15 protein-coding genes, 1 tRNA gene and 1 pseudogene are annotated in these 17,673 nt (G+C 70.6%); 11 read left to right on the forward strand and 6 right to left on the reverse strand.

The window, feature by feature from the left end:
• The first annotated feature begins 70 nt into the window (after positions 1-70).
• The 4 genes and pseudogenes from ACIQK6_RS11965 to ACIQK6_RS11980 all read left to right on the forward strand — a co-directional run bounded on the left by ACIQK6_RS11965 (position 71) and on the right by ACIQK6_RS11980 (position 2,442).
• Positions 71-247 carry a hypothetical protein gene (locus ACIQK6_RS11965; protein ID WP_030011120.1) on the forward strand — a complete coding sequence of 59 codons (177 nt, stop codon included), beginning with the start codon at positions 71-73 and terminating at the stop codon, positions 245-247.
• On the forward strand, positions 244-882 hold the full coding sequence (locus ACIQK6_RS11970; RefSeq protein ID WP_329100151.1) for an aminodeoxychorismate/anthranilate synthase component II: 639 nt from the start codon (positions 244-246) through the stop codon (positions 880-882). The genes ACIQK6_RS11965 and ACIQK6_RS11970 overlap by 4 nt, the downstream gene beginning before the upstream one ends.
• Positions 852-1,703: pseudogene (locus tag ACIQK6_RS11975) on the forward strand (class E sortase); the annotation flags it as partial. The gene ACIQK6_RS11970 and the pseudogene ACIQK6_RS11975, both read left to right, overlap by 31 nt.
• A 13-nt stretch (positions 1,704-1,716) precedes the next feature.
• Positions 1,717-2,442 (forward strand): class E sortase, encoded by a 726-nt coding sequence (locus ACIQK6_RS11980; protein WP_402694732.1) that lies wholly within the window; start codon positions 1,717-1,719, stop codon positions 2,440-2,442.
• A gap of 224 nt (positions 2,443-2,666) precedes the next feature.
• Here the strand turns inward: ACIQK6_RS11980 and pknB are convergent, their stop codons facing one another.
• The 6 genes from pknB to ACIQK6_RS12010 form a co-directional block, all read right to left on the reverse strand.
• Positions 2,667-4,694, reverse strand: coding sequence for a Stk1 family PASTA domain-containing Ser/Thr kinase (gene pknB / locus ACIQK6_RS11985; RefSeq protein WP_329100149.1), 2,028 nt, complete (start codon positions 4,692-4,694; stop codon positions 2,667-2,669).
• 194 nt (positions 4,695-4,888) lie between these two features.
• Entirely contained in the window at positions 4,889-6,352 is a 1,464-nt protein-coding gene (locus ACIQK6_RS11990; protein WP_329100148.1) for a penicillin-binding protein 2, read from the reverse strand.
• The gene (locus ACIQK6_RS11995; protein WP_329100147.1) at positions 6,349-7,773 is read right to left on the reverse strand and encodes an FtsW/RodA/SpoVE family cell cycle protein; all 1,425 of its coding nucleotides are present in this window, start codon (positions 7,771-7,773) and stop codon (positions 6,349-6,351) included. Before ACIQK6_RS11995 ends, ACIQK6_RS11990 begins: the two co-directional genes overlap by 4 nt.
• Before the next feature lie 34 nt (positions 7,774-7,807).
• Entirely contained in the window at positions 7,808-9,280 is a 1,473-nt protein-coding gene (locus ACIQK6_RS12000) for a PP2C family protein-serine/threonine phosphatase (RefSeq protein WP_402694733.1), read from the reverse strand.
• Positions 9,281-9,427: 147 nt separating this feature from the next.
• On the reverse strand, positions 9,428-9,931 hold the full coding sequence (locus tag ACIQK6_RS12005; protein WP_030013067.1) for an FHA domain-containing protein: 504 nt from the start codon (positions 9,929-9,931) through the stop codon (positions 9,428-9,430).
• A gap of 10 nt (positions 9,932-9,941) precedes the next feature.
• Positions 9,942-10,799: a DUF3662 and FHA domain-containing protein gene (locus ACIQK6_RS12010; RefSeq protein WP_266594706.1), complete on the reverse strand. Its 858-nt coding sequence runs from the start codon at positions 10,797-10,799 to the stop codon at positions 9,942-9,944.
• Positions 10,800-11,092: 293 nt separating this feature from the next.
• On the opposite strand from ACIQK6_RS12010, the gene ACIQK6_RS12015 reads away from it, so the two are divergent.
• The 7 genes from ACIQK6_RS12015 (at position 11,093) to ACIQK6_RS12045 (ending at position 17,650) form a co-directional block, all read left to right on the forward strand.
• Positions 11,093-11,175, forward strand: a tRNA-Leu gene (locus ACIQK6_RS12015).
• A gap of 221 nt (positions 11,176-11,396) precedes the next feature.
• Positions 11,397-12,380 (forward strand): YrhB domain-containing protein, encoded by a 984-nt coding sequence (locus ACIQK6_RS12020; RefSeq protein ID WP_329100145.1) that lies wholly within the window; start codon positions 11,397-11,399, stop codon positions 12,378-12,380.
• 107 nt (positions 12,381-12,487) lie between these two features.
• Positions 12,488-14,188, forward strand: a complete 1,701-nt coding sequence (locus ACIQK6_RS12025) for a histidine kinase (protein WP_329100144.1) — start codon at positions 12,488-12,490, stop codon at positions 14,186-14,188.
• A gap of 9 nt (positions 14,189-14,197) precedes the next feature.
• Complete coding sequence (locus ACIQK6_RS12030; RefSeq protein WP_402694734.1) at positions 14,198-14,857, forward strand: response regulator; 660 nt, start codon at positions 14,198-14,200, stop codon at positions 14,855-14,857.
• 57 nt (positions 14,858-14,914) lie between these two features.
• Positions 14,915-16,315: a DUF2252 domain-containing protein gene (locus ACIQK6_RS12035; protein ID WP_329100142.1), complete on the forward strand. Its 1,401-nt coding sequence runs from the start codon at positions 14,915-14,917 to the stop codon at positions 16,313-16,315.
• Between the two features lie 159 nt (positions 16,316-16,474).
• Entirely contained in the window at positions 16,475-17,236 is a 762-nt protein-coding gene (locus tag ACIQK6_RS12040; RefSeq protein WP_327388544.1) for a hypothetical protein, read from the forward strand.
• 69 nt (positions 17,237-17,305) lie between these two features.
• On the forward strand, positions 17,306-17,650 hold the full coding sequence (locus tag ACIQK6_RS12045; protein WP_266382968.1) for a rhodanese-like domain-containing protein: 345 nt from the start codon (positions 17,306-17,308) through the stop codon (positions 17,648-17,650).
• Positions 17,651-17,673: the final 23 nt, after the last annotated feature.

Genomic DNA, 17,673 nt, shown 5'->3' on the forward strand with positions numbered 1-17,673 from the left:
GCCTTTAGTCTGTTTGCGTACCGCCCCCGCGGTGCGTTGAACGAACGTGGACGAAAAGGAATCAGGCGGCATGTACGGCTGGATCTGGCGGCACCTGCCGGGAAACGCGTGGGTACGCGCGCTGATCTCGCTCGTACTGGTCCTCGCGGTGGTCTTCGTGCTGTTCCAGTACGTCTTCCCGTGGGCCGAGCCGCTTCTTCCGTTCAACGATGTGACGGTGGACGAGGGATCGGGAGCCACTCCGTGAGCGCGCGCATTCTGGTTGTGGACAACTACGACAGTTTTGTCTTCAACCTGGTCCAGTACCTCTACCAGCTCGGTGCCGAATGCGAGGTGCTGCGCAACGACGAGGTCGAGCTCTCGCACGCGCAGGACGGCTTCGACGGCGTGCTGCTGTCCCCCGGCCCCGGTACCCCGGAGGAGGCGGGCGTCTGCATCGACATGGTCCGCCACTGCGCGCGCACGGCCGTCCCGGTCTTCGGCGTGTGCCTCGGCATGCAGTCGATGGCGGTCGCCTACGGAGGCGTCGTGGGCCGGGCGCCCGAGCTGCTGCACGGCAAGACCTCACCCGTGATCCACGAGGGGCTCGGGGTGTTCGAAGGACTGCCGTCGCCGTTCACCGCGACCCGCTACCACTCCCTCGCCGCCGAGCCCGGGACCCTGCCGGACGCGCTGGAGGTCACGGCGCGGACCGAGGACGGGATCATCATGGGCCTGCGCCACCGCGACCACGACGTCGAGGGCGTGCAGTTCCACCCCGAGTCGGTGCTGACCGAATGGGGTCACCGGATGCTCGCCAACTGGCTGGTGCGGTGCGGTGACGCGGGTGCCGTGGAGCGCTCGGTGGGGCTCGCCCCGGTGGTGGGCAAGGCCGTCGCGTGACCGCGGTCGCGCCGTCCGCGCCCACGCAGGGCCGGGCCGCGCGACGCAGGGCCGCGCAGGAGGCCGCGAAACAGGCCGCCCGGCGCTCCCGCCGGCGGGGCGGCCGGCGGCGCAGGCGGCCGGCCTCGGGCGGCCCGGTGGTCATCGCGAGCCGGCTGGGCGGAGAGCTGTTCATCACGCTGGGCCTGGTGATGCTGCTGTTCGTCGCCTACCAGCTCTGGTACACGAACCTGCTGGCGGAGCGGGTGGCGAACGGCGCCGCCGGCTCCCTGCGCCAGACCTGGGAGAAGGATCCGGGGGGCTCCGGGGCTGCCGCACCGCCCGTGACGGCCTTCGAGCCCGGCCAGGGCTTCGCGATCCTCCACATTCCGAAGCTGGACGTGAAGGTCCCGGTGGCGGAGGGCATCAGCAAGCCGAAGGTGCTGGACAAGGGCATGGTCGGGCACTACGGCGAGGGCGCGCTGAAGACGGCGATGCCGGCCGACGCACAGGGCAACTTCGCCGTGGCCGGACACCGCAACACCCACGGCGAGCCGTTCCGCTACATCAACCGGCTGGTGCCCGGGGATCCCGTCGTGGTCGAGACCCGGGACGCCTACTACACGTACGAGACGACCTCGTCGCTCGCGCAGACACCGCCGACGAACGTGGCGGTGATCAAGCCCGTTCCGGAGGGATCGGGATTCACATCCGCGGGCCGGTACATCACGCTGACCACCTGCACCCCGGAGTTCACCAGCACCTACCGGATGATCGTATGGGGCAGGATGATCGAGGAACGCCCCCGCAGCCAGGGCCCGCCGCCCGCGCTGACCAGTTAAGGACGAATCAGCAGTGTCTCGTGCCCGCCGCCGCCGCGCCGCGGCCCCGCCCGCCGGCCACCGCAGTGTGCTCGCCGGATTCCTGAGCCTGCTGGGCGAGTTCCTGATCACCGTGGGCCTGGTACTGGGCCTGTTCGTGGCCTACTCGCTGTGGTGGACGAACGTGCTCGCCGACCGGCAGGCGTCGGCGCGCGGTGACGAGATCCGCCAGCAGTGGCAGGCCCCGGCGCAGGCCGCGGGCCCGGGGGCGCTGGACACGCAGGGCGGGGCCGGCTTCCTGCACGTACCAGCGATGAAGAACGGCGAGGTGCTCGTCAAGCCGGGTACCGACCCGGACACCCTCGACGACGGCGTGGCCGGGTACTACACGGAGCCGGTGAAGTCCGCGCTGCCGTGGGACGAGAAGGGCAACTTCGCGCTGGCCGCGCACCGGGACGGCCACGGGGCGAAGTTCCACAACATCGACAAGGTGAAGAACGGCGACGCGATCGTCTTCGAGACCCGCGACACCTGGTACGTCTACAAGGTCTTCGCGGAGCTGCGCCAGACTTCGAAGTACAACACCGACGTGATCAACGCGGTGCCCAAGGAGTCGGGGAAGACCGCCCCGGGCCGGTACATCACGCTCACCACCTGCACGCCCGTCTACACCTCGAAGTACCGGTACATCGTGTGGGGCGAGCTGGTCCGGTCGGAGAAGGTGGACGCGAAGCGGACCCTGCCGGCCGAATTGCGCTGAGCGTCCGCGGGGACCGGAGCGGGTCCGGCCCCACCAGGACCCCAGGAGGCCCCTGTGGGCGCCGCTCACGCCTCCTGAGTCCCATGAGGCCCACGCATTCCTGATGTGGCCGCAGGCGGCCGTACAGCTGCGGGACGCACAAAGGTCCGGCCCCCCTCCCGGTAACGGGGAGGGGGGCCGGACCTTTTCGCTGCGTCGTGGCCGCGACCACGACGGCGGTCGCGCTAGCCGCCGAAGCCGCCGAAGCCGCCGCCGTTGTTGTTGCCGCCCTGCTGCTGGCCTCCGCCGCCGAGGGCGATCAGGTTCACGGTCTGGCCCGTGTTGACCGGCGTCCCCGGTTGCGGGTCGGAGCGCACGACGATCGCGTTGCCGTCCGTCGCGCCGGTGACGATGCCGAGCCGGAGGTTGGCACGCTTCAGCTCGTCCTTGTACTGGTCCACGGTGAGGCCGGCGAAGTTGGGCACCGCGGTCTGCGTCGAAGCCTTGGCGATGGTCACGTTCACCGTCTTGCCCACCTCGAGCTGCTGGCCCGCCGCGAACTGCTGGTCGATGACCGTGCCCGGTACGGCTCCGGGCTGCTCGCTCTCCGTCACGCTGCCGAGCCTGAGGTTGGCGTCCGTGAGGGCCTTGATCGCCTCGTCCTTCTTCTTGCCCCTGAGCTCCGGCACGTCAGCCTTGGAGATCTCCTTGGCGACGGTCAGCGTGACGACGCTGTTGCGCTCCGCCTCGCCGCCGTTCGGGCTCTGCTCGAGGACGGTTCCGGCGGCGCGCGTGGACTCCTGGGGCTTGCGGTCGACCTGCAGCCCCTTCTCCTTGAGCAGCTTCTCCGCGTCCTCGAACTTGAGGTTGACCACGCTGGGGACCGCCACCTTGGGCGCGCCCGTGGAGACCGTCACCGTGATGGTGGCGCCGTCCTCGACCTTGGTCTCGGCCTCGGGGTCCTGCTTGCAGACGTTGCCCTTGGGCTGGTTCTCGCAGGGTGCGTCGGGGCCCTTGACCACCTTGAGGCCGACGTTGTTGCCGCTCTTCTGCGCCTGATCGAGGGTTTGACCGACGAGCTTGGGCACGGCGGGCCGGTTGTCGGCGCCCCCGCCGAAGAGGGAGAGGGAACGACCGATGAGGATCGCGCCGACCAGGACGAGGATGCCCGCCGCGACGAGCAGGACGGTGGACGCCTTGCTCTTCTTCTGGCGGCGGTTCGCGCCCTGGTCGTAGCCGCCGTGGCCCTGGTCGCCGTAGCCGTACCCGCCGTCGCCCGGAGGCATGGGCGCCATCATCGACGTCTGGGCGCCGGGGTCGGTGGTGCGCAGGGCGGCGGTGGGCTGGTCGTAGCCCTGCGGTCCGTAGCCGTGGCCCTGGTCGGGATAGCCGTAGCCGCCGGTCGCGCCCATGGTCGCGGCGGCGGCCACCGGCTGGCCGTCGAGGCAGGCCTCGATGTCGGCACGCATCTCGTCGGCCGACTGGTAACGGTATTCGGGGTCCTTGACCAGTGCCTTGAGGACGATGGCGTCCATCTCGGGCGTGATCTCAGGATCGAAGTTCGACGGCGGCTGCGGCTCTTCCCGTACGTGCTGGTAGGCGACGGCCACGGGGGAGTCACCGACGAACGGGGGCCGTACGCAGAGCAGCTCGTAGAGCAGGCAGCCCGCGGAGTAGAGGTCCGAACGGGCGTCGACCTGCTCGCCCTTGGCCTGCTCGGGCGAGAGGTACTGGGCGGTGCCGATGACGGCGGCCGTCTGCGTCATGGTCATGCCGGAGTCGCCCATGGCGCGGGCGATGCCGAAGTCCATGACCTTGACCTGGCCGGTGCGGGTCAGCATCACGTTGGCGGGCTTGATGTCGCGGTGCACGATGCCGGCGCGGTGCGAGTACTCCAGGGCCTGGAGGATGCCGATGCACATTTCCAAGGTGCGCTCGGGCAGCAGCTTGCGGCCCGAGTGCAGCAGCTCGCGCAGCGTGGAACCGTCGACGTACTCCATCACGATGTACGGGATGGAGATGTTGTCGACGTAGTCCTCGCCGGTGTCGTAGACCGCGACGATCGCCGGATGGTTCAGCGACGCGGCCGACTGGGCCTCGCGCCGGAACCGGGCCTGGAAGGACGGGTCACGGGCGAGGTCGGCGCGCAAGGTCTTGACGGCGACGGTACGGCCGAGCCGGGTGTCGTGAGCGAGGTAGACCTCGGCCATGCCACCACGGCCGAGCACGTGGCTCAGCTCGTACCGGCCGCCGAGGCGACGCGGCTCTTCCATAACGTTGCAGCCCTCTCCGTCAGTCCCGACCGCACCTGTGTGTGGTCCGGCGGTGTGCTGTTCGCGCAAAGGCTACCGGCCGATCGTCGGTGATCGGTTCGTGGCCACAGGCTGATACTGGACCGGTACCGTACGCGTGGACGCGGCGGAATTCTGTGATGTGAGTCACTGTGCTCCGGCCCGTCGCCCCTCGGTCATCCCTGGCTGTTCAGCACCGCCTGCATGACAGCCTTGGCGACGGGAGCGGCCAGACCGCCACCGCTGATGTCCTCGCGCTCCGCCTCGCTGTCCTCGATCACGACGGCGACGGCGACGGGCGAGGTCTTGTCCTGGTTCTCGGCGTAGGAGATGAACCAGGCGTAGGGGCGCTTCTTGTTGCCCTCGCCGTGCTGCGCCGTACCGGTCTTGCCGCCGACCGTGACGTTCTTCATCTTGGCCTTGCCGCCGGTGCCGTTCTCGACGACGTTGACCATCATCTGCTGCAGCTTCTCCGCGTTGGCGGCGGAGAGCGGCCGGCTCATCTCCTGCGGCTCGTGCTTCTCGATGATGTCCAGGTTGGGGGCCGTGAGATTGGCCACCATGTACGGCTTCATCAGCTTGCCGTCGTTGGCGATCGCGGCGGTGACCATGGCCATCTGGAGCGGGGTGGCGGCGGTGTTGAACTGCCCGATGGAGCTCTGGGCGTTGCCGTCCTTGCCCATCTTCTTGTCGTAGATGCTGGCGAACGCGCGGACCGGAATGTCGATCTTGTCGTTGTTGAAGCCGAACTTCTCCGAGGTCTCCACCATCTTGTCGCGGGTGACCTTGTCGCCCATGTTCGCGAAGACGGAGTTGCAGGAGATCTCGAGGGCCTTGTTCAGGCTGGCCTTCTCGCAACCCTGGGCGTGGTTGACCATCACGGTCTTGGTGCCCGGCAGGAAGTACGGCTCGGGAGTGTCCGTGGCGGCGTTGATGTCCTGGACGACGCCGTGTTCGAGGGCGGCGGCCGCGGTGACCACCTTGAAGGTGGAGCCCGGCGGGTACGTCTCGCGCAGGGCGCGGTTGACGAGGTTCTTGTCCTCGCTGTCCTTCAGCTCGACCCAGGCCTTCTCGTCGTCCTTGGAGTTGCCCGCGAAGCGCGAGGGGTCGTACGAGGGCGTGGAGACCAGGGCCAGGATGGCGCCGGTGCGCGGGTCGATGGCCGCGACGGCGCCCTTCTTCGTGCCCAGCGCCTCGAAGGCGGCCTTCTGGGCATCGGGGTTCAGCGTGGTGACGACGTTGCCGCCCTGCTTCTTCTCCCCGGTGAACATGCCGATGGTGCGGTCGAAGAACAGCCGGTCGTCGTTGCCGGTGAGGATGCCGTCCTCGAGCGATTCCAGCTGGGTGGATCCGAAGGCCTGCGAGGCGTACCCGGTGACGGGAGCCCAGAGCTCGCCGTTCGTGTAGGTCCGCTTGTACTTGTAGTCGCTGCCGTCGGTCACCTTGGAACCGGTGATCGGCTCGCCCTTGACGATGATGTTGCCGCGCTCGGTCGCGTACTGGGCGATCTGGACCCGGCGGTTCTCCTTGCGGGTGCTGAGCTCCTCGGCCTGCACGTACTGCAGCCAGTTGGTGCGGATCAGCAGGGCGAGGACGAGCAGTCCGCAGAACAGCGAGATGCGGCGCAGGGGCTTGTTCATGACGGACGGACCACCTGGGTCATCTCGGAGTCGGGGGACGGGGCGGGGGCCGGTGCGGGACGGCGTGCGGTGTCGCTGATCCGGATGAGGACGGCGATGAGGATCCAGTTCGCGAGGACGGAGGAACCGCCGGACGCGAGGAAGGGCATCGTCATGCCGGTGAGGGGGATGAGGCCCATGACGCCGCCGGCGACCACGAAGATCTGGAGCGCGAAGGCGCCGGAGAGGCCGATGGCGAAGAGCTTGCCGAAGGGGTCGCGGGCGGCGAGCGCGGTGCGCACGCCGCGCTCGATGATGAGCCCGTAGATCAGGAGGAACGCCATCACGCCGGCGAGGCCGAGCTCTTCGCCGACGGTGGAGAAGATGAAGTCGGAGTTGGCGGCGAAGCCGATCAGGTCGGAGTTGCCCTGGCCCCAGCCGGCGCCGAGGACGCCGCCCGAACCGAAGCTCATGATCGACTGGCCGACCTGCTCACAGGCGCCCGAGGTGGTGTAGCAGGCGAAGGGGTCGAGCCAGGCGTTGACACGGGCCTGCACGTGGCTGGCGAAGGTGCCGACGACCACGGCGCCGCCCACCGACATCAGCAGGCCGATGACGATCCAGCTGGTGCGCTCGGTGGCCACGTACAGCATGATCACGAACATGCCGAAGAAGAGCAGCGAGGTGCCGAGGTCGTTCTCGAAGACGAGGACCAGCAGGCTCATCGCCCAGATCATCAGGATCGGGCCGAGGTCGCGGCCGCGTGGCAGGTAGAGGCCCATGAAGCGGCGGCTGGCCAGCGCGAGCGCGTCGCGCTTGACCATCAGGTACCCGGCGAAGAAGATCGCGATGACGATCTTGGCGAACTCACCGGGCTGGATGGAGAAGCCGCCCACGCTGATCCAGATCTTGGCGCCGAAGACGTCGGCGCCGAGGCCCGGGACGACGGGCAGGATCAGCAGGACCAGGGCGCCGGCCATCGAGATGTACGTGAACCTCTGCAGGACGCGGTGGTCCTTGAGGATCAGCAGGACGGCGGCGAACAGGGCGATGGCGAGTGCCGTGTACATCAACTGGCGCGGCGCGGAGGGGGAGAATCCGCCGAAGGCCCGCTTGGCGAGGTTCTGCAGGCGCTCGGACTGGTCCAGGCGCCAGATCAGGACGAGGCCGAGCCCGTTGAGCAGGGTCGCCAGCGGCAGCAGCAGCGGGTCCGCGTACTTGGCGTACCGGCGCACGACGAGGTGCGCGATCCCGGCGAGGGCGCCGAGGCCGAGGCCGTAGAGCACCATGCCGGGGGGCAGGGTGCCGTTGATCGCGAGGCCCACGTTGGCGTAGGCGAACATCGGGATGAGCACGGCGAAGCCGAGCAGCAGGAGCTCGGTGTTCCGCCTGCTCGGCAGCTCGATGGCGCCGATGGTGGTCGTGTTGGTGACTACGCTCATGGTGTGGCAGGCCCCCTGCGCCCGCGTATGTCTACTACTTCCCGCACAGCCCGACCAGTTGCTGCTCCTCGGGAGTCAGGCTGGGGGCGGGCGTCGGGCTGTTCTGTGCCTCGGCGTTGCGGCGTTCCTCGTCCTTCTTGCAAGCGGACACCTGGACGCCGAGGTCGTCGAGCTTCTTGCGCGCCGCGTCGAAGCCGTTCTCGCTGATGGTGGCCTCGACCAGCTTCCGCTTGAAGGGCGGCAGGTACTTCAGTTCGATGTCGGGGCGGTCGGTCTCCACCTTGGAGAGCTCCAGCGGCCCCAGCTTCGGGCTGATGCCGCGGAAGAGCGCGACGTGCTCGCCCTTCACGCCCACGTAGAACTGGGTCTGGGTCCAGCGCCAGCCCGCGTAGAGGCCGCCGCCGATGACACCGGCGACGATGAGCAGGGTCAGCGTACGGGTGGTCCACTTGCGCCCTTTGCTGCGGCGCTTGCGGGGGTGGTTGTACGTGTCCTCGTAGCCCGGGTCGGCGGTGTAGGCGTCGGCTTCGCCGAAGGTGCCGTAGCCGTTGCCGTTGCCGTTGCCGTCCTGGCCCTGGTCGGAGTAGCCGTAGCCGGGGGCGTCGCCGCTGCCGGGGGGGCCGAAGGCGCCGGCGGGGGCCTGGCCCCGGCGGCCGAGGCCCGAGGCCCGGCCGGCCGGGGTCTGCATGGCGTTGCCGCCGTCGAAGAGCTGGTGCTGGTTCTCGGCGACCGCGCCGACGACCACCGGGGTGTCGCTGACCTGGGCGGCCAGGGTGTCGCCGCTGTCGGTGTCGAGGACGTCGGCGACGATGCAGGTGATGTTGTCGGGTCCGCCGCCGCGCAGGGCGAGCTGGATCAGCGACTGCACGGTCTCGCGGGGACCGTGGTAGTCGGCGAGGGTCTCTTCCAGGGTTTGGTGGGAGACGACGCCGGACAGCCCGTCGGAGCAGATCAGGTAGCGGTCACCGGCCCGGACCTCGCGGATGGAGAGGTCGGGCTCGACGATGTCGCCGCTGCCGAGCGCGCGCATCAGGAGTGAGCGCTGCGGGTGGGTGGTGGCCTCTTCCTCCGTGATGCGCCCCTCGTCGACGAGGCGCTGCACCCAGGTGTGGTCCTGGGTGATCTGGGTGAGGACGCCGTCGCGGAGCAGGTAGGCGCGGGAGTCGCCGACGTGGACGAGGCCGAGGCGCTGGCCGGTCCACAGCAGGGCGGTCAGCGTGGTGCCCATGCCTTCGAGCTGCGGATCCTCCTCGACCATCACGCGCAGCTGGTCGTTGGCGCGCTGCACGGCCGTGGCCAGGGAGGTGAGGATGTCGGAGCCCGGGACGTCGTCGTCGAGCTGCACGAGGGTGGAGATCACCTCGGAGCTCGCGACCTCGCCGGCGGCTTGGCCTCCCATGCCGTCGGCGATCGCGAGGAGCCGGGGACCGGCGTAACCGGAATCCTCGTTGCCCTCGCGGATCATGCCCTTGTGTGATCCGGCGGCGAACCGCAGGGACAGACTCATGCGCACCTGCCCTGTCGACGAAGCTGCCTCCGGGTACAACCGGTCTCGAGCCACACTGCCCACCCTCCGGTCGGGAGCGCGCTCGGGTCCGTGTCCTCGGTGGGACGGATCACCGCCGCGCGCTCGCTCCGCTCGCTCATTCTCGTACTACTTCCGCAGCTCGATGACGGTCTTGCCGATGCGGATCGGTGCGCCCGGCGGAATGGGCGTCGGGGTGGTCAGCCGGGTCCGGTCGAGATACGTGCCGTTGGTGGACCCGAGATCCTCGACGATCCACTGGCCGTCACGGTCGGGATAGATCCTGGCATGGCGGCTGGACGCGTAGTCGTCGTCCAGCACGATCGTGGAGTCGTGCGCGCGGCCCAGCGTGATCGTCTGGCCGGCGAGGGCCACCGTGGTTCCCGTGAGGATGCCCTCGGAGACGACGAGTTTGGTGGGTGCGCCGCGCCGCTGGCGCTGCTGCGGAGGCGTGGCCTGGCGGCCCGCCTGCTGCGGGGCGCCGCCGGCGCCTCCGCCACCACGACGGGACCCGCGCTGGGTCACGCGCGTCCCGAAGAGATCGCTGCGGATGACCTGTACGGCCACGATGACGAACAGCCACAGAACGGCCAGGAAACCCAACCGCATGACCGTCAGGGTCAGCTCTGACATTGCCCCCGCTTCACCCTTCGGCTTGCCGGTAAATGATGGTGGTGCTGCCCACGACGATCCGCGAGCCGTCGCGGAGCGTAGCGCGGGTGGTGTGCTGCCCGTCCACCACGATGCCGTTGGTGGACCCGAGATCCTGGATCGTCGAGGGCGTTCCGGTCCGGATCTCACAGTGCCGGCGGGATACGCCGGGGTCGTCGATCCGCACGTCGGCTTCCGTGCTTCGGCCGAGTACGAGCGTGGGGCGCGAGATCTGGTGGCGGGTGCCGTTGATCTCGATCCAGTGGCGCCGGGCGCCGCCCGGGCCGGCCGCGGGGGCCGGTCCGCCGGGCCCGCCGGGAACGGGCCGCCGGGCGCCGGGTCCGCCCGGGGGCGGGGCGCTCGGCATGGGCGGGGCCGCGACCGGGGGATATCCGTAGCCGCCCTGCGGCTGGTTCTCCGGCGGGTAGCCGTAGCCGCCCTGTGGTGAGGGCGGTCCTGCCTGCGGCTGGGAGGTGCTGGAGGCGAGGGTGCGGCTGCGGACCCGGTAGAGCCCGGTGTCGAGGTCGTCGGCCTTCTCCAGGTGGACCTTGATGGGGCCCATGAAGCTGTAGCGCTGCTGCTTGGCGTAGTCGCGGACGAGGCCCGCGAGCTCGTCGCCGAGCTGCCCGGAGTAGGGGCTCAGGCGGTCGTAGTCACCGGCGCTGAGCTCGACGATGAAGTCGTTGGGGACGACGGTCCGCTCGCGGTTCCAGATGGTGGCGTTGTTGTCGCACTCCCGCTGGAGGGCTCCGGCGATCTCCACCGGCTGGACCTCGGACTTGAACACCTTGGCGAAGGTGCCGTTCACCAGACCTTCGAGTCGCTGCTCGAACCGCTTCAGAACTCCCATGGGGCACCTCCTCCGTCGCTGTCGCCCTGTACTGCTTACTGATCGTATCCACGCGTGGCGGATTCGGGTGGTTCCCCATCGTTCCTGTGAGGACGAGTGTTGGTCCTCACAAGCGATCGTAGGGGCGCTCCAGGGACAGTGTCCCGCACCGGGAGCGGAGTGCGGGAGGGGCCGTCCGCGGAGGGCCGAGGGGGTGCCGGGAAAGCGATGTGAATCCTCCCCGTTCTCCGTGCTAATGTTTCGACGTCGCCAGGGGAAAGGCCCGAAAGGGAAGATCCACTGGGGCGCTACTCGGGCGAGTGGCGGAACGGCAGACGCGCTGGCTTCAGGTGCCAGTGTCCTTCGGGACGTGGGGGTTCAAATCCCCCCTCGCCCACATCGACGAGACGGTCGTCACTGCGAAAGCGGTGGCGGCCGTTTCGTGTTTCCCCCGGGCGCGCGTGTGACGTACGTCCCTCCTCGGGGCCCCTGGACTGTGGTCTTTTCGCAGGACCTGGTTAGGGTGATCCAACTGTCCGCACCGCGGGATGAGTTGTGGCCGCCGAACGTGCGGGACCGCTCGTGTCCCTTCCGGTCGACGTCGTCAGGAATTCAGACATGCTCACGTCGAACGAGGCCGTCGAAGCGGCCCGGTCCCGTCTTGAGCAGGCGTTCGCCTCCGAGCCGTGGACGGTCGTGCTGCGGCCGGAGCTCACGCAGGAGCACGAGTCGGCCTGGATCGTGCGGTACGACACCCAGGAGGGCATCGACGCCGGGGATCACCGGGCGGGTCCGTTGCCCAACGTGGTGATCGTGCCCAAAGACGGGTCCCGGGCGGACTTCGCGCCGACGCACCTGCCCCTCGACGAGTACCTCGCCCACGTGCGCCACGGGGGCTGGGAGCGGGCCGGCGCGGCGAACACCTCGAAGGCCGCGCCGTGGCAGACCGCGCTGCAGTGGCTGCTGTCGACGTACGGCGGGCTCGTCGAGCTGGTGGGCATCGAGCCCGTCGCCGAGGACGCCGGGACCTGGCTGTTCGCCTGCCGGAGCACCGAGCGGCCGGGCCGTCCGCGCACGCCGATGCTGGCGGCGTCGCTCGTGGTGCCCAAGGACCACGGGGAGCCCTTCCATCCCGCCTCGAACGATCCGTGGGGCGACGCCTCGGCCTACACGCACGATCCGGTCGAACGCGACCCGCAGGTGCAGGCGTGGCGGCTGAACGCGCGCGGCCGCGTGGTCACGACGGCCGCCCGGCTCGCCGGCGGCCCCTCGTCGCCGCTGCCGTGGCAGCCCGCGCACGAGGCGCCCGGCTGGTGGGAACTGCTGCTGCGCCGCCATTTCCCGGCCGCGCACCAGCTGCTGTGCGCGAGCTGGGACGAGGTGATCGCGCGGGTCGAGGAGACCGGACCGGGCACCCGGGGCGTGGTGTGGGTGCGGCGGGTCATCGGCGGTACCGAGGTCAGCGGGCACCTGTTGTACGTGCACCACGACGGCCGTCGGGTGGTGTTCCTGGACGGGATGACCGGCGGGCCGGCCCGGCTGGACCGGGTCGCCGTGCTGGAGCTGGTCTTCGCTCGCGTCGCCGGTTCGACGGGACGTTGAAGGCGGGCCCGGCGGGCGGGGGGACGGGACATCGGTCGACTTTCGTCGTGCGGGGCGAGACGAAAGGAGGCGGTCGGGCCGGGGTGCGGGTGTTTAGGGTCGGGCGCGTGGATGCGAAGGCGAAGACGCGGGCCGGCTGGGACTGGCTGAGGGGCCCGGAGCCGTGGACCCGGCGGATGCTGGCGGGGGACCTGGCGCTCGGCGGCGTACTGGCCATACTCGGCCTGGGCGTCGAGGAGGTCAGCAACGCCTCCGGACAGCGCATGCTGCTCGGCGCCGCGGCCGTGGTGGTGCTGACGCTGATGCGCCGCAGGCTGCCGGCGAGCACGCTCGTGATCGCCGCGGGCCTGGTCAACTTCCTGCCCGGGTCCTTCTTCGTCCTGCCCCTCCTGGGGTGGTCGGCCGGGCGGCGGATCATCGGAGTGGGCCGGGCCCTGGCCGCCTTCACGCTCGCCTTCGTGGCGTCGATCGGCTGCAGCGTGGTGGACCAGTGGGCGCAGATGCAGCCGCTGCTGGTGATCGTGTTCTCCACGCTGATGTTCCTGGCGACGACCGTGATGCCGGGTCTGGCCAGCCGGTACTGGTCGCAGCGCCGCACGCTGCTGCGCGCACTCCAGGAGCGCAACGGTCAATTGCTGCGCGAACGGGCCATGGTCGCCGGGCAGGCGAGGCTGCGCGAGCGCCAGCGCATCGCCCAGGACATGCACGACAGCCTGGGTCACCAGCTGGCCCTGATCTCCGTGCACACCGGGGCACTGGAGGTGGATCCGCAGCTCACCGACCGCCAGCGCGAGGCGGTGGGAGTGCTGCGGCAGGCCTCGGTGGCCGCGATGCACGAGCTGCGCGAGGTCGTCGGCATCCTGCGCGACGGGGTCGAGGCGCCCGCGCCCGTGGAGGAGGCCCAGCCAGCGGCGCGCGGGGTGGCCGGCATCGCCGGGGTCGTGGAGGCGGCGCGGGGCTCGGGCACCGACGTACGGCTGACCACGTCGGGGCAGCCGAGGCCGCTGGTCGCGGCGTGCGACCACGCGGCGTACCGGATCGTGCAGGAGGCCCTGACGAACGCGTACAAGCACGCGCCGGGGGCGTCGATCACGGTGGAGCTGCGGTTCGAGGACGACTCGCTGGTGGTGGAGATCGCCAACGGGCCGTCGGCCGGTCCGGCCGACGGCGAGGTGGTCTCGGGCGGGCAGGGCCTGACGGGGCTGCGCGAGCGGGCCCGGCTGGTCGGCGGGATGGTGCACGCGGGCCCCGCCGAGGGCGGCGGGTTCCGAGTGGCCGGGGTCCTTCCGTACGGGGCGGAGCCGGCCGGGGTGGTGGACGTGGCCGACGACTTCGGGCAGCAGGCCCACGCGTACGCGGGCGGACCGCCGCCGGGGCACGGCGGCCAGCAGCCGATGGACTGGGGGGCGGTGGACCGGGAGCTGGCCGTGCGCGTGCCCAGCCGGTCCGGTGGCGTCGCGGTGGGCTGCGGGATCGCGTTCGCGGCGGTGGTGCTGCTGGTGATCGTGTTCGGCGCCGGAGTGGTGCTGCTGTTGGACTCGGCGAGTGACGCGATGATCGACCGGGACGAGTTCGACGCCGTGCACGTGGGCGAGTCGGAGCAGTCCGTCCGCGACCGGCTGCCGACCGGAGAGAACTTCATGACCGCCGGGGCCGCCCGCAAGGGGCCGCCGAGGCCGGCGGGCTCGGAATGTCTGGCCCTGCTGGCCGAGAACCAGCCGAGCGCCGTGGGAACGGACCGGATCTTCCGGTTCTGCTTCCAGGACGGCAAGCTCGTGGAAAAGCAGGAGTACGAGGTCAAGCAGTAGGAGCGCGGGGTGACAGCCGAAGTGATCAGAGTGGTGATCGCCGACGACGAGCCACTGATCCGGGCCGGGATCAGGATGATCCTGACCTCGGCACCGGACATCGAGGTCGTCGCGGAGGCGGCCAATGGCAGGGAGGCGGTGGAGCTGGCCCGCTCGCACGCACCGGACGTGATGCTGCTGGACATCCAGATGCCGGTGATGGACGGGCTGACGGCGCTGGGAGAGCTGCGGCGGGCCGTGCCGCAGGTGCGGGCGCTGATCCTGACCACCTTCGGCGAGAAGGAGAACGTGCTGCGGGCGCTGGGCGAGGGCGGCGCGGGATTCCTGCTGAAGGACTTGGCGCCGGGCGAGTTGATCGGGGCGGTCCGGGCGGCCGCGGCCGGGGACGCCTACCTCTCGCCGGGGGCGACCCGGCACGTGGTGGACCAGTTGGCGTCCGGGAAGACCGCCGTGCGCGGCGAGGCGGCCCGGCGTCAGGTCGCGGAGCTCAGCGAGCGCGAGCGCGGTGTGCTCGCGCTGCTGGGCGAGGGGCTGTCCAACGCGGAGGCGGGCCGGCGGCTGCACATGAGCGAGGCGACCGTGAAGACGTACGTGAGCCGGATCCTGGCGAAGCTGGACTGCGAGAACCGGGTGCAGGCGGCGCTGCTGGCCAGGGACGCCGGGCTGTAGATACGGTCAGCCCGTTCGAGAAGCGATCAATGAAGTGAACGGGTGGGGGCGGCGTCGATGGCGGCGATGACGGGTCAGCGGATTCCGGACGTGGCGGGCTTCGCGCCGAGGGTGGCGGCCGGCTCGCCGAAGGAGGAGGGCAAGGCGCTGCGCGCCCGCCTGCCGCGGTCGGCGCACGCCGCCTTCGTGGCACCGGCCGGGCGGCCGGACGCCGTGCGCGCGGTGGAGGAGTCCAACGCCGGGCGGGTCGCCGAGCTGACTCCGATAAGGGTCGGCCGGATGGCCGCGAACCCGTTCGCGTTTCTGCGCGGGGCGGCCGGGCTGATGGCCCACGACCTCTCCGGTGGTCCGGTGACCGGGGTCGGTGCGCAGATCTGCGGCGACGCGCACGCGGCGAACTTCGGTCTGTACGGCGATGCCCGCGGGCGGCTCGTCATCGACCTCAACGACTTCGACGAGACCGTGTTCGGCCCGTGGGAATGGGACGTGAAGCGGTTGGCGGCCTCGCTGGTGCTGGCGGGCCGGGTGGCCGGAGCGGACGAGGACACCTGCCGGGCGGCCGCGCTCGACGCGGTCGGCGCCTACCGGCGCACCATGCGGCTCCTGTCCAAGCTGCCCGCGCTCGACGCGTGGAACGCCATCGCCGACGAGGAACTGGTCTCGCACGCCGACGCCCGCGATCTGCTGGGCACGCTGGAGCGGGTCTCGGAGAAGGCGCGCAACAATACCTCCGCGCGGTTCGCGGCCAAGTCCACGGAGATAGGGCCGGACGGCGGCCGCCGCTTCGTCGACGCGCTGCCCGTACTGCGCCGGGTGGGGGACGCGGAAGCGGCGGCCGTGGCGGCCTCGCTCGGCCCCTACCTGCAGACGCTCCAGGGCGACCGGCTGCCGCTGCTGGCCCGGTACGCGATCCAGGACGTGGCCTTCCGCGTGGTGGGCACTGGGAGCGTCGGCACCCGCTCGTACGTGGTCCTGCTGCTCGACCACCGGGGCGAGCCGCTGGTGCTCCAGGTCAAGGAGGCGCGGCCCTCGGTGCTGCTGCCGCACCTGCCCGGGCTCGGATTCGTCTCGGCGCCGGAGGAGCACGAGGGCCGGCGGGTGGTGGCCGGGCAGAAGCGGATGCAGGTGGTCTCCGACATCATGCTGGGCTGGACCACGGTGGAGGGTCGCCCCTTCCAGGTGCGGCAGTTCCGCAACCGCAAGGGCAGTGTGGATCCGGCGGCGCTGGCCGCCCCGCAGATCGACGACTACGGGCGGATGACCGGCGCCCTGCTGGCCCGGGCCCACGCGCACAGCGTCGACCCGCGGCTGCTGGCCGGGTACTGCGGGAAGAACGACGAGCTGGACGAGGCGATGGCGACCTTCGCCGTGGCCTACGCCGACCGTACCGAGGCCGATCACGCTGACCTGGTGGCGGCGGTGCGGGCCGGCCGGATCGCGGCGGAGACCGGGGTCTGAGGGCGCTGTCGCCGCGGGCGGTGTTTCACGTGAAACACCGCCCGCGCGGACGGGCCGTAGGCTGGCCGGGTGAGCGAGCAGACCGAGCAGCCTGAGCAGACAGTCCCCGGTGATTCCGGTGACTCCTCCGTCACCGGTGGGGAGCGCCCGGAGGCGCGCCTGGAGCGGGCCGTGCGGGCCGCTGAGCAGGCGCTGATCGAGTTCGAGATCGCGGTGGAGACCTTCCGGGTGGAGGTGGAGAACTTCTCCCGCCTGCACCACCAGAAGCTCGGCCCCATGTACACGCGGCTCGATGAGCTGGACGCACTGATCGCCGAGGCGAAGGCGTCCCGCAGTGGCGATCCCGAGGACCTGCGACGGGCGCAGGAAGCGCGCTCACTGGTCATGCCGATGCCCGGGGTGGACGAACTGTTCCACGACTGGCTGGGCTCCGACGGGATCTCCGACGACGCCTCCGCGATGCTGACCGACCGGCCCGTGCGGCCGCCGGAGCGGGTACGGCCCTCGGAGGAGGTGCGCCGCCTCTACCGCGAGCTGGTCCGTCAGGCCCACCCCGACCTCGCCCAGGAGGAAGGCGAGCGGGAGCGGCGCGACGCGTTCATCGCGCGGGTCAACGCGGCCTACGGGCGCGGCGACGAGGGGTTGCTGCGCGAGCTGGCCGAGGAGTGGGCGGCCGGACCGGCGCCCGAGGCGGCGGTACCGGGCGAGAGCGAAGAGCTCTACGCCCGGCTGGAGTGGCTGGCCCGCCGCAAGGAGTTGCTGTCGCTCGTCGCCAAGGAGCTGGAGGAGAGCGCGATCGGGTCGATGCTGCGGATGGCGCCCGAGGACCCCGACCGGCTGCTGGAGGAGATCGCGGAGCAGTTGCTCGCGCAGGTCTCCGAACGCGAGGCGGAGCTGGCGGCGGAGCTCGCCGCCGAGTGACCCCGGTCCGCCCGTACCGGGTGGTCGGATAGGTTGGCAGCAGATTCGTGAAGAGAGAAGGCGACAGCTATGAACTTCGGACCGCTCCCCTCGGTGGACGCCACCGCGGTGCCCTCCGAAGGCTTTGTCCTCGACGTCCGTGAGGACGACGAATGGGCGGCCGGCCACGTCGAGGGTGCTCTGCACATTCCGATGAGCGATTTCGTGGCCCGCTTCGGTGAGCTGACCGAGGCCGTCGAGGACGGCCGCCGGGTGTACGTGATGTGCCGGGTCGGTGGGCGTTCCGCGCAGGTCACCCAGTACCTGGTGCGCCAGGAGATCGACGCGGTGAACGTCGACGGCGGGATGCAGGCCTGGGACGGTGCCGGGCGCCCGATGGTGGCGGACAACGGGAACCCGGCCTTCGTGCTCTAAGGGGTGTCCGGGCCGGCGCGGAG

Source organism: Streptomyces sp. NPDC091682 (assembly GCF_044756625.1).
GTDB lineage: Bacteria > Actinomycetota > Actinomycetes > Streptomycetales > Streptomycetaceae > Streptomyces.